At 59.9% G+C, this 12,182-nt stretch carries 8 protein-coding genes; 1 reads left to right on the top strand and 7 read right to left on the bottom strand.

Translation table 11 applies throughout. From position 1 onward, the window contains the following. Positions 1–11: 11 nt before the first annotated feature. Together HMPREF2820_RS07950 and HMPREF2820_RS07945 are read right to left on the bottom strand one after the other, a co-directional pair. Complete coding sequence (locus tag HMPREF2820_RS07950) at positions 12–1,472, bottom strand: M1 family metallopeptidase (protein ID WP_070603574.1); 1,461 nt, start codon at positions 1,470–1,472, stop codon at positions 12–14. A 10-nt stretch (positions 1,473–1,482) separates the two neighbouring features. Next, positions 1,483–3,657 carry a prolyl oligopeptidase family serine peptidase gene (locus HMPREF2820_RS07945; protein WP_083308456.1) on the bottom strand — a complete coding sequence of 725 codons (2,175 nt, stop codon included), beginning with the start codon at positions 3,655–3,657 and terminating at the stop codon, positions 1,483–1,485. Positions 3,658–3,739: 82 nt separating this feature from the next. Between HMPREF2820_RS07945 and lpdA the strand changes: the two genes are divergently transcribed. Then, on the top strand, positions 3,740–5,155 hold the full coding sequence (lpdA, locus tag HMPREF2820_RS07940; RefSeq protein WP_049189521.1) for a dihydrolipoyl dehydrogenase: 1,416 nt from the start codon (positions 3,740–3,742) through the stop codon (positions 5,153–5,155). 238 nt (positions 5,156–5,393) lie between these two features. Here the strand turns inward: lpdA and ramB are convergent, their stop codons facing one another. The 5 genes from ramB to aceA all read right to left on the bottom strand — a co-directional run bounded on the left by ramB (position 5,394) and on the right by aceA (position 11,665). Further along, complete coding sequence (gene ramB, locus HMPREF2820_RS07935; protein ID WP_038629316.1) at positions 5,394–6,818, bottom strand: acetate metabolism transcriptional regulator RamB; 1,425 nt, start codon at positions 6,816–6,818, stop codon at positions 5,394–5,396. Between the two features lie 93 nt (positions 6,819–6,911). After that, the gene (locus HMPREF2820_RS07930; protein WP_048732312.1) at positions 6,912–8,117 is read right to left on the bottom strand and encodes an Ig-like domain-containing protein; all 1,206 of its coding nucleotides are present in this window, start codon (positions 8,115–8,117) and stop codon (positions 6,912–6,914) included. 108 nt (positions 8,118–8,225) lie between these two features. After that, complete coding sequence (locus HMPREF2820_RS07925; protein ID WP_048732315.1) at positions 8,226–9,077, bottom strand: hypothetical protein; 852 nt, start codon at positions 9,075–9,077, stop codon at positions 8,226–8,228. Between the two features lie 68 nt (positions 9,078–9,145). Next, positions 9,146–9,925: a hypothetical protein gene (locus HMPREF2820_RS07920; protein WP_141751991.1), complete on the bottom strand. Its 780-nt coding sequence runs from the start codon at positions 9,923–9,925 to the stop codon at positions 9,146–9,148. Between the two features lie 447 nt (positions 9,926–10,372). Beyond that, positions 10,373–11,665, bottom strand: a complete 1,293-nt coding sequence (gene aceA, locus HMPREF2820_RS07915) for an isocitrate lyase (RefSeq protein WP_070603572.1) — start codon at positions 11,663–11,665, stop codon at positions 10,373–10,375. Between the last annotated feature and the right edge of the window lie 517 nt (positions 11,666–12,182).

Here is a 12,182-nt window from a genome sequence, read left to right as displayed (position 1 = left end):
CCTCTAGCTCTCTAGTCCTTGGCCTTCGAGTAGCCGAGCTTTTCAAACTGAGCGGCCAGTTCCTCATCCACGATTGGAGCACCATTATCGTCGATGCCCTGGTCAGCAGGGGAGCGCGTCGGATCAGTGGGGAAGTCCGGCAAGGAGCTGCGTGACAGCCAGGAGTCAAAGATGACATCCAGGTGCGAGGTGGTGATGCCACGCTCGCGGCATACGCGGTTGGCCAGTGCGCGGAAGTCCACTGCATCGACCACACTGTGGCGGTTGGTGGTGGTCCACTTGCGCACCAGGTCGAAGAACACCTCGTCGCCCAGCAGCAGACGCAGAGCGTGCACAGTCAGCGCGCCGCGCTTGTACAGACGGTCGTCGAACATCAGCTTGGGCCCTGGGTTGGCGATGATGATGTCCTGATCATCTTCAAGCAGGTCCAGGTAGTGCTTGCGGGCGTGCACATCCGCGCTGGCACCGCCGCTGACCTCGGACCACACCCACTCGGAATAGCAGGCAAAACCCTCGTTGAGCCAGATATCGCGCCACTGCGAAATGCCGACGCTGTTGCCGAACCACTGGTGTGACAACTCGTGGGCAATCAGTCGATTCCACGTGTCCTTGCCGTCGGCGTGGTTGGCTCCGAAGATGGACAGACCCTGTGCCTCGATGGGGATCTCCAGGTCGTCTTCACAAATGACCACCTGGTAGGCGCGGAAGGGGTAAGGACCAAAGAGCTTGGCGAATTCATCGAGCATGCGGCCCTGATCTCGGAAGTCATGGCGGGCATTGGCCACCAACTCAGAGGGCACCCAGGCCACTACGGTCGAGGTCTGGCACGGCAGCTCGACCTTCTTAAACTGGCCGACATTGATGGTGGCCAGGTAGGAGGCCATGGGCTCCTCGGTGACAAACCGCCAGCGGCGGCGCGATCCGCCCACGTTCACCGGAGCGTCGGCAAGCCCTGGTGCGACGACCTCGTAGGGAGCGTCGGTGACCATCGTGAACTCGTAGAACGCCTTGACCTCGGGATCGTCATCGCAGGGGTACCACGACGCCGCGCCCACCGGCTGCGATGCCACGAGTGCACCGTTTTCGAGTTCCTCCCAGCCAATTTCGCCCCACTTCGAGCGCACCGGACGTGGCGTGCCCGAGTAAGTGACAATCAGCCGCAGCGTCTCGTCGGGAGCCAACTCGCGGTCAAAGGTGACGCGCAGCTTGCGTCCCGAATGGCGCCAGCGCTTTACATCGATTGAGTGTGCCTGCGAATCGGAAATCGCATCCACCGAATCGGCCCCCAGCGCATCCGCAAAGTCGAGCGTGATGTGTGAGGTCCAAGCATTGATTTCGATATGCAGAGTCGCCGTCGCCTTCAGACGATTCGGCCCGACCCGATAATCGAGGTCCAGCTCGTATTTGTTCACCCGGAAACCCAGGTTGAACGCAATACCGGTATAAGGATTAGTGAAATCAGCGCTACTCACGGCTGTTACCTTACTTGAGCTTGTTCCACAGCCACGTAGATATGAGTGCCTCGACGAACGCGACCTGCGAATTATCCGCCGCGCCCGCGTGCCCGCCCTCTGTGTTTTCGTGATAGTCCACCGGCTGTCCCGCTTCCTCCAGCAGCCACGCCAGGCTCCTCGCATGTGCCGGGTGGACGCGGTCGTCCCTGGTAGACGTCGTAATCAACGCTGGTGGGTAGGCGCGCTGCTCTCGCTTGACGACGCGCTGGACCGGCGAATACTGCGCAATCGCAGACCGCTCGGTGGGGTCGTCCGGGTTTCCATACTCGGCCATCCAGGAGGCTCCTGCGGACAGCTTGTGATAGCGCATCATGTCCGCCAGTGGCACCTGGGACACCACCGCTCCCACTAACTCCGGGTAGGAGGTGAGGCAGACAGCGGTCAGCAGCCCGCCGTTGGAACCACCGCGCACGCCCAGCTGCTCGCGCGTGCAGTAGCCGCGTTCAACCAGGTCGCGCAGCACGGCCTGATGATCCTCATAGACCCTCATCCGCTCAGTCTTGACCACCGAGGAGTGCCAGGTCGGGCCGAATTCGCCACCGCCACGCAGGTTGGCCTCCACGAAGTACCCGCCCCGCTCGAGCCAGGTCAGGCCACGAATCGCCGAGTACTGCGGGACCAGTGAGACCTCGAAACCGCCGTAGGCGTGCACAAGGGTAGGGGCTGGGTTCGGAGTGGGTGTGGCTGTGGTTGTCTCTGCACTAGCGCCTGCGTCAGCACTTGCACCAACGCCCGCGCTGAAGCGGCCGGTGATGCGATACGGAATCCGCGTGCCATCGGCCGAGGTCGCCCAGTGCTGCCGCGTCTCCATCCCCTCACTGTCGAAGAGCGCCGGAGCACGCCGCACTTCCGTGAGCTGGCTGCCGACTTGCCCGTACCAGAGGGTTGCCGGCTGCGTTGCCGAGGTCGACACCAACCAGATCTCATCGTCGCGTTCAGAGGCCGTATCAATCACGCTCACAGTGGCCTGCGCAGGTAACTCGCCGAAAGCCTCCACCGGCTCCCACGAGCCCTCCCGCAACACGGCCAACTTCGTCGCGACATCCTCCAACAGCGTCAGCACCAGGAAGTTCTTCGTCCACGCCAGCTGCTGGAACGAGGTGTGCGCATCAGGGGTGAAAATCACCTCCACCTCACGCGAGCCCGCCAGCCACTTATCGAGCTCCACAACGGCCACGCCACCAGCCGGAATGCCATTGAACTCCGTGCGCGGCATCAGCACCAACCACTGCCTATGGACACTTGTCCGACAGTCCTGCGGCACCTCCAGGATCTGCAGGGAAAAGTCCCCGTTTTGCTGCGCCGCCAACTTGCCCGGACGCTCCGCTGCCACGAACCGCTGCGAATTATAAAAATCATGCGCACGCTCGACAAACAGCCGCTCAAACCCCTCCGTCGCATCGAACCAGCCGCCCACGGCCACATCATCACTGTGGCCCGAGAAAACCACATCCGCGCTTGACGACGGCATGCCGCGCCGCCACCTCCGCACCTGCCGCGGGTAGCCCGAATCCGTCAGTGACCCCGGACCAAAGTCACTGCCAACGAGAATCTCGTCACGGCCCAACCAACAGACATCGGACTTCGCCTCCGGGAGGTAGAACGGCTCATCCTCCACAAAAGTGCAGTTGACGAGGTCAAACTCCCGCACCACAGTGGCATCGGCGCCGCCGCGAGAGAGCAAAATCAACGCGCGGTCATACTCCGGATAACGGCACACCGTGCCCTTCCAGACCCAGTTTTCTCCCTCGGCTTTCGCCAGCGCATCGAGGTCGATGAGAGTTTCCCACTCGGTCGCCTGCGGATCCTCCTGGCCAGCCAGATAGCTCTGCAACGACGTCCGCCGCCACAGGCCCCGCGGATGCTCGGCATCCCGCCAGAAGTTATAGAGGTACTCGCCGCGCCGCACCGGGTATGCGATCCGGGCATCGGTGTTGAGCGCAGCCAGGATGCGTTGTTCCAAGTTGGTGCGGTCGCTGGTGTCGTCGGCAAGCGAATCGACACCTGCGACGGTGGCCTTCGACTGCGCGCGGGCCCACGCCAGCGCCTGGGAGCCGTCGATATCGTCCAGCCAATCGGGGACAAGATCAGTGGAGAGGAAGGAGGGATTGTTGCCCAAGTCGGTGTCCGTGTCGGTGCCCATGCCCACCACCGTAGCCGACCGCAGTAGGTAAAACCGGGACTCGCGCGTGAAGTAAAGACAAGTCGTGCGTAGACTTGTGCACGTGGCTGAACATTTTGATCTTGTAGTACTCGGCGGCGGTCCTGGCGGATACGTCGCAGCAATCCGTGCATCCCAGCTGGGGCTGAAGACTGCTGTGGTGGAGAAGCAATACTGGGGCGGTGTCTGCCTCAACGTTGGCTGTATTCCATCCAAGTCTCTGTTGAAGAACGCCGAGGTGGCGCACATTTTCAACCATGAGGCTAAGACCTTCGGTATCTCCGGCGATGTCTCCTTTGACTTCGGTGCCGCACACGCGCGTTCGCGCAAGGTGTCCGCGGGCATCGTCAAGGGTGTTCATTTCCTGATGAAGAAGAACAAGATCACCGAAATCAACGGTTTCGGTGAATTCACTGGCCCGACCTCCATGGCCATCACTGATGGCGATGACAAGGGCAAGGAAATCACCTTCGACAAGGCGATTATTGCGACCGGCTCCGTCGTCCGTTCTCTGCCGGGTGTTGAGGTCGGCGGCAACATCGTTTCCTACGAAGAGCAGATTCTCTCCGATGAGCTGCCGGACTCCATGGTCATCGTCGGCGCTGGCGCCATCGGTATGGAGTTCGCGTACGTCTTGGCTAACTACGGCGTGGATGTCACCATCGTCGAGTTCATGGACAACGTTCTGCCGAACGAGGACGCAGACGTCTCCAAGGTTATTGCCAAGGAATACAAGAAGCTGGGCGTCAAGCTCATGACCGGGCACAAGACCACCTCCATCGTGGACAACGGCGACTCGGTTGAGGTCAAGGTTGAGGCCAAGGATGGCGGAGACGAGCAGACTCTGACCGTCGACCGCGTTATGGTCTCCATCGGTTTCGCACCGCGCACCGAGGGCATCGGCCTGGACAAGGCTGGTGTTGAGCTGGGCGAGCGCGGCGAGATTGTCATCGACGAGTACATGCGCACCAACGTCGACAACATCTACGCCATCGGTGACGTCACCATGAAGCTGCAGCTGGCACACGTCGCTGAGGCACAGGGCGTTATCGCAGCTGAGCACATGGCGGGTCACGAGACCGAGACCATCCCGGACTACAACATGATGCCGCGCGCAACCTTCTGTAACCCGCAGGTTGGTTCCTTCGGTAAGACCGAGGCGCAGGCCAAGAAGTGGGCAGAGGAGAACGGCCGCGAGATTAAGGTCTCCACCTTCCCGTTCTCTGCAAACGGTAAGGCCCAGGGTCTGGCGGAGCCGGCTGGTTTCGTGAAGCTCATTGCAGATGCCGAATACGGCGAGCTGCTGGGTGGCCATATGGTGGGTGCCAACGTTTCCGAGCTCATGCCGCAGCTGGTTCTGGCTGAGAAGTACGAGCTGACCACTGAGGAAATCGGCCGCGCCGTCCACATTCACCCGACCATGTCCGAGGCTATGAAGGAAGCAGCTGAGGGCGTTATGGGCAAGATGATCAACCTGTAAGAGGTTGTGGCTTTGGCCTGGGGCCAGTTTTCGCTGGTCCTGGCTCTCACTGGGCTGGTCCCGGTTCAGACAAATACGAGTTAGTGCTTAAGTTTATGACAGTTTGACCGTGAAAATCGGTGCGAAAGTGTCATAAACTTAAGCACTTTCTTTTTGGGGTCTTCCTTTTTTTTGGGGGGCATCCTGCGCGAACCAAGCCCCCGCAAACAGGCCGACCCTGCGCCCGTCGTAAAGCGAACTAGTACGGCGAGACGGTGGAGCGGTGCATGTTGATGTCGATGTCGCGATGGATCGGCGGGAACGCGCGCTGCGGACAGGCCTCGCGGGAGCAGACCCTGCAGCCGGCACCGATTGGAGTTGCGGCGTCGAGGTCCGCGAGATCGAGACCATCGGCGTACACGGTGCGCTCAGCGTGACGGGCCTCGCAGCCCAAACCGATGGCGAAAACCTTACCTGGCTTGCCGAAACGTGCCGCGTGATGCTCCACGGTCCGCGAGATCCACATGTACGGCCGACCATCCGGCATGAGCGCGACCTGCCGCATGACCTTGCCGGGGTAGGAGAAGGTCTCGTAGACGTTCCACAGCGGGCAGGTACCGCCCGAATGCGTGAAGTGGAAGCCCGTAGCGGATTGGCGTTTGGACATGTTGCCCGCGCGGTCGACGCGCACGAATGTCCACGGGATGCCGCGCAAGCTGGGGCGTTGCATCGTGGACAATCGGTGGCAGATGGTCTCGTAGCCGACGCCGTAAGTGCGCGACAACAGCTCGATGTCGTAGCGTTTCGACTCAGCCATCGCATGGAACGACTCATACGGCAGAATCAGCGCCGCCGCGTAGTACGTCGCGACTCCGCGCTGCGCCAGCTTCCGCGACTCCTCCGACATGAAATGCCCGGACGCGACGGCCTCGGAAATGGTCTCGCCCTGCTCCAAAAACCCCAGCTCCGTGGCCATGCGGAAGGCCCGCTGCCCCGGCGAGAGGTGCCGCGCGAGGTAGAGCGTCTTCGTCCGCCGATCAAGGCTGTGCTGCACATCGCCTAACGACGATTCCAGCGCAATCCGAATCCCATGGTCGTTGGACAGCCTGTCGGCCAGCACAGAGACCACATCGGTGGTCTCGTCGGTGATGCGCAGCTCGCGGGCCAGCTCCTCAGCGGCGGTGTCGACCGAAGCGATGTAGTTCTGGCGGGCGTAGAAGTAGTCGCGGACCTCCTCATGTGGCATGGTCAGCGCCTGTGAGCCGGAGGCGGTGTCGGTGCTGTTGCCGAAGTTGCGCTCCTCGGTGGCCAGGGAGAGTTTGTCGGTGACGTTGCGGTAGCGGCGGTGGATATCCACCATGATGCGGGCGATGTCGGGATGGTCGCGAACCATTTCCGAGATCTCCTGCAGGTCCATGGGGGACTTAGCGATCTCCTTGTCCATCACCACGTCCTGAACCTCAGCGAGGAGGCGAGAATCGTCATCGCGGGAGAAGAAAGTCGCGTCAACGCCGAATGTGTCCGTGATGCGGAGCAGCACGGGCACAGTCAGCGGGCGGACGTCGTGCTCAATCTGGTTGACGTAACTAGCCGAGAGGCCCAACGCCTGCGCGAGCGCAGCCTGGCTGAGGTCGCGTTCGCGGCGCAGCTGGCGGAGACGGGATCCGACATAGGTTTTCGACATACTGCCCAGCATATCGCGGGCTTTGCTGAACTTGTGTAGAAAACCGTTGCAACCTTTGCTTACGTGTGTAGGTGCTGAGGTTCTCGGGCATGCTTAGTTGCCGGAGGTCGGAAACTCGAACTTCGGCAGGCCAGGCGAGCTCAAGGAATCAAAGAAGCTAGGTTGTGTATTGACCAGCATCTGGCGTGGTTCCGACTTTGCGTCACCTCGGGCTGCGGTGACGGTGACAGTGCCCGGGATAGACGGAAGGAATCCGAGATTGCATGAGAATGCTCCCTCATCATTGGTCTTGGCTACGCAGCGGGTACCACCTGGGCCCAGGGCTTCGATAGTGGTGCCCGGCTCAGCTTTTCCGCTGATGACTGTTTGCGCCTTGCCAAAAGCGTTGGCGGGTTCGACCTTCAGCTCCGAAGGGGCCCCGGGCGGAGCGACGGTAACGGTGATGGACTTGGTGGCCGAACTGCTGCCGAGGATTTCATCGGAGGCCTCGAGAACTGCCTTGACATCGAAGTTCCCAGCGCTGGTTGGGGTCCAGTCACACGTAGCTGTATCGGTGATGGCTGCGATATCGGCAGTGCAGAGAGTGTTGCCGCCACTGACGAAGCTCACCTTCTTACCCGCCAGGGAAGGAGCGTCCACGCCGTCGTTTGCACTGGCAGTAACCTTTGCTTTCAAGGTGAGCGGGCGATCCACCACTGCTGTGTCCGGAGTGTCAACCAGCTCTACGGACGTGCGGACGCGGCTAGCGTCGACAACGGTAATTCCTGGGCCGCCATTGAACTTGTCACTGCCGTAGGTCTTTGAGCTCAGAAAGCTTCCGTACTTGTAGTAAAACCCAGAAGTGAGTTCCTTGCCCTGTGCGCATGCGTCACTCACCTTGTACTGCAGAGTAAACGTGTGCGGGGCGTCCTTGTTAAAGGTCCAGTAGCCGGAGGCATCATTGGACTTGATGGCGGTGGCACCTGGCGTAGCAGTCACTTTGTCCTCGGGGAGTGTGATTGCGGAAGCGTTGCCGATCTGGAGTGTTGCAGAACCCGACTGGTACTCGAGGCAGGAGTCTACGTTGTTCTTCCAGTCGTAGATGTAGTCATTTCCAGAGGTTGTGGTGAAGGTTTGGGCGTAGGTGATGATTTCACCTGGAGCCGGTGTCGTGTTGCTGACAGTGCGGCTGTAAATGGATTGGCTGTCGGTATGGGTCGCAGTTGCGCTGTCTGCCATAGCAGCCGGAGCAGACAAGAGGGCAAATGCGGAGGCACAGGCTACTGCCGTGGTGATGCGCAGGGTCTTGCGAGAGGTCATGGCATTGCTTTCTATCGAAAGGGTCGTACGTCTGTCCGCTGAGCGGTCACTCAAGGACAGTTACCTGGAGAAGGGACCGGGAGATCTGAGGAGACCCGGGCAGCGGAATTACTCTGAGGCCTCGGCCTCGGTACCGGCAGTTTCTGCTGCCGGTACTGTTTCGGGGTTATCAGGGGCCTGTGAGCCTGGGCTCTGGAAGCCCGGGCTCTGTGGCGATGGCAGGCCTGGGGAGCCGAAGAATGCGCTGCCTGGTGTGCGAGTTCCCTCCTCGTAGCCGGTGAAAGCGTATGCGGCATTACTCTCATCGGTGCACATGATGAAGGCGGCAGCATCGAAATCCGTGCGCGGACCTGAGCTCGGGTTGTTCAGATAGACGGAGAAGTCGTGAGTTGCACCAGGCTCAATGGTGAACGCGTCAATCAGACCTGCGTGACCCTTCACACGCTCAGTGGAGTAGTCCTTTGCAATCTGGTTGCGCTGGGCATTCGGGTCGCCAAGCAGTCCACCGAGTCCCTGTAGGAGTGGTCCGAGCATTCCCAGGTCCAGCTGTCCCAGCGGAATGTTGCCAATGATGGGGATGCCACCGATCTGGATTGGCACCTTGGGCAGTTCGCGGAAGGTGTTCTTGCGGTAATAATCCTCAGACTCCGCCACCAGTTTTGACGTGGTGACGTCGCCTGCGACCTTGCCGGAGCCACGTGGGCCAGCACAGGTGAACTTCTTATCTGAGGTGTTGGTGACCTTTCCGGAAATTTCAGTTGCGGCAGCATCAGCTGCATCCACGGTAACGGTCAGCAGCTTCGTGTCAGTGTGCACGACAATCGAGGATTGATCCGCGCCGGGCACGACATTGCTGTGGGTATCTGCAAGAACGGGAGTGGTGGAAAGCAGGGTAACGGTGGCGGCTAGAGCCACTGCAGGAGTGGCGGCCTTAGCTACACGAGACAGAGAGAAAGTCATGGAATCCAGGTCCTTAGAGGCGAAGGGATAAGGGGGCCGGGGAGGGGTCGTCGTAAAGCGGTGGTTCACTACGACATCTTTAGTGAGGGAGAAGGGAGGCCAGGCGAGCCGAGTGAACCGCCGAAGCCGCCGACCCTGGGAGCCTTGCCGGATTCGTAGCCTGCGAAGACGTACTGCTGCTTATGCGGATCATCGTTGTCCGTGCAGTAGACGAGAGCGGCGGCCTCGAAATCTGTTCGCTCGCCAGAACCTGGCTTATTCAGAACGACTTCGTGAGTGGAAGTCCCGAAAGGCTTGAGCTCGAAGACGGGAATCTCGCCAGTATGGCCGGCCAACTTTGCCTGCTCCCAGGCGCGGAAAAGCTGCGCGCGAGTGTTCAGCTGCTTGCCCAGGGCGGAGCCCAGCAGCCCGTCCGGAACAAATTCCAACAGTCCGTTGGTGGGGATGACACCCAGGAGAGGTACGTTGATGCCATCGGAAGGGACATTTGGCCAGGTGCGGTAGTAATCCACAGCCTGCGCGACGATTTCGGCTTCAGTCACCGTGTTAGGCAGTTGAGCTGGCTTCTTCGCATCGGTAGAAACACCCGGAGCGAAACAGGAGAAGTTGCTGTCGTAGTTGTTCTTAATTTCGACGGTGACGGTGTCTTCACCCTTGTTTTCCCCGACAATGACCTGGATTCGTGGGCTGTCGGTGACGACAACGTTGCCGTCAGACGATGCGCCGGGCAGAAGGCTGTTCATATCCTGCGCCGAGGCTACGGAGGTGGATCCGAAAAGCGTGGCAGCAGCTACTGCCATGACAGTGGCGGGCCTGACTGAGTTCTTGGGGGAAACCGAGCTGGACATGCGTGAGAAGAGTCTGGATTTCATAAACGTATCTTTCGTGGAGAAGTGAGCATTCCCCGTGGCAACCACGCGCAACTGAAATCCCGAAGGTTTGGCGAGGAGGAATCGAAAAGCTCCGAAAACTATCCACGGGGCATGGAATACGTGCAGGGAGCTGTACCCATGACCACAAAGGGTGATACGGATGTTACCAGTGTGACTACCGTGACACATGTTGTAAAAATGCCACGGGGGTAACCACATTAATCCAGGTGGGAAGGCATTTATGAAATCAGATGCATTGCGGGGTAGCTGGCAATAGTCAAGCTCGTTGAGGGGTTGCACGCTTCACGACGGCCCGGAGTCGACATGTCGATGAACACACAAAAGCACCCAGCGAGGGCTACAAGTGCAACCCTCGCTGGGTGTTGAAGTTAGGTCCTTGACCTAAGCCCTAAGCCGAGTGACTTAGAACTGACCCTCCTCGGTGGAGCCCTTCAGGGCGGTGGTGGAGGAGTTCGGGTCGACGGTGGTGGCGATGCGGTCGAAGTAGCCAGCGCCAACCTCGCGCTGGTGCTTGACAGCGGTGAAGCCGCGCTTCTCGGCAGCCTCGAACTCGCGGTTCTGCAGGTCGACGAATGCGGACATCTGCTCGCGAGCGTAGCCGTAAGCCAGGTCGAACATGCCGTAGTTCAGAGCGTGGAAGCCAGCCAGGGTGATGAACTGGAACTTGAAGCCCATCTTGCCCAGCTCGTTCTGGAACTTGGCGATCTCGTCCTTCTCGAGGTGAGCGGACCAGTTGAAGGACGGGGAGCAGTTGTAAGCCAGGAGCTGATCCGGGTACTCAGCCTTGACACCCTCAGCGAACTTCTTAGCCAGCTCGAGGTCCGGAGTACCGGTCTCCATCCAAATCATGTCAGCGTACGGAGCGTAGGACTTCGCACGAGCGATGCACGGCTCCAGGCCGTTCTGGACGTGGTAGAAGCCCTCGGAGGTGCGGTCGCCGGTGATGAACTTCTGGTCGCGCTCATCAACATCGGAGGTGATGAGGGTAGCGGCCTCAGCGTCGGTGCGGGCGATGATGACGGTCGGGGTGTTGGAGACGTCAGCAGCCAGGCGAGCAGAGGTCAGGGTGCGGATGTGCTGCTGGGTCGGAATCAGGACCTTGCCGCCCAGGTGGCCACACTTCTTCTCGGAAGCGAGCTGGTCCTCCCAGTGGGTACCAGCGGCACCAGCGTTGATCATAGCCTTCTGCAGCTCGTAGACGTTCAGAGCGCCACCGAAGCCAGCCTCACCGTCAGCGACAATTGGCAGCAGCCAGTTGTCGACGGAGTCGTCGCCCTCGATGCGAGCGATTTCGTCTGCGCGGAGCAGAGCGTTGTTGATGCGGCGAACGACGTTCGGCACAGAGTTAGCCGGGTACAGGGACTGGTCCGGGTAGGTGTGGCCGGAGAGGTTAGCGTCACCAGCAACCTGCCAACCGGAGAGGTAGACAGCCTTCAGGCCAGCGCGAGCCTGCTGAACGGCCATGTTACCGGTCAGTGCGCCCAGAGCGTTGATGTAGGAGTCGTCCTTAACGTTGACGCCTTCCCACAGGATCTCAGCGCCGCGGCGAGCGAGGGTGTTCTCCTCGACGACGGAGCCCTGGAGCTCAGCAACCTGCTCAGCGGTGTAGTCGCGGGTGATACCTTCCCAGCGCGGGTTCTCGTCCCAATCCTTCTGGATTTCGGCGGCGGTACGTGCCTTACCAACGTTAGACATAAACGGAGTCACTTCCTTTTGCTTGCTTTTTGAACTCCGGGTGCTGACTTAAGAACAATTCCGACAGAACCGATCTACAGGCTGACCCGATAGTGACCGCGGTGTCACGTGAATGCAGGGGGCGCTAGCAAAGTGCTGTACCCCTGCACGCAAACACGCGAACAAAAACAATGTCCGCTTCCGCGTGCCATGTCTCACATTTTGGGGCATAGCGCTACGTTCGTCAAGCAGCTTCCGATGTGAATTCAAGTATGTAATACGGATAACACTTGTGAAGATTGCAAACATTGTGATGTGTAGCTTGGCTTTAACAATTTGCGCCTGTGACCGGCCGGTACATTTGTACTGTTATTTCCCTGTGGCGGGCTCGCGAATAATGTTCCCCCCGCTTTGGGGTGATTTAAATTTTGGTATTTATCAAAGCTGGCCGTTAACAGTGTTTGGGGTTTAGGGGGTGTTTCGCTACCCCCGAAATTACGGCCGTAAAGGTGGAAACGGGCTTCTAAATACACTGCCG

The sequence above is a fragment of the Corynebacterium sp. HMSC064E08 genome, assembly GCF_001811805.1.
Lineage (GTDB): Bacteria > Actinomycetota > Actinomycetes > Mycobacteriales > Mycobacteriaceae > Corynebacterium > Corynebacterium jeikeium_D.
Note: the sequence above shows the minus strand (reverse complement) of the source record. Positions and strands in the feature narration are given on the sequence as shown.

Bases quoted from the DNA above. Each gene is read 5' to 3' on its own strand.
- HMPREF2820_RS07945 (WP_083308456.1), bottom strand. From the start codon at position 3,657: ATGGGCACCGACACGGACACCGACTTGGGCAACAATCCCTCCTTCCTC.
- ramB (WP_038629316.1), bottom strand. From the start codon at position 6,818: ATGTCGAAAACCTATGTCGGATCCCGTCTCCGCCAGCTGCGCCGCGAA.
- HMPREF2820_RS07930 (WP_048732312.1), bottom strand. From the start codon at position 8,117: ATGACCTCTCGCAAGACCCTGCGCATCACCACGGCAGTAGCCTGTGCC.
- HMPREF2820_RS07925 (WP_048732315.1), bottom strand. From the start codon at position 9,077: ATGACTTTCTCTCTGTCTCGTGTAGCTAAGGCCGCCACTCCTGCAGTG.
- HMPREF2820_RS07920 (WP_141751991.1), bottom strand. From the start codon at position 9,925: ATGTCCAGCTCGGTTTCCCCCAAGAACTCAGTCAGGCCCGCCACTGTC.
- aceA (WP_070603572.1), bottom strand. From the start codon at position 11,665: ATGTCTAACGTTGGTAAGGCACGTACCGCCGCCGAAATCCAGAAGGAT.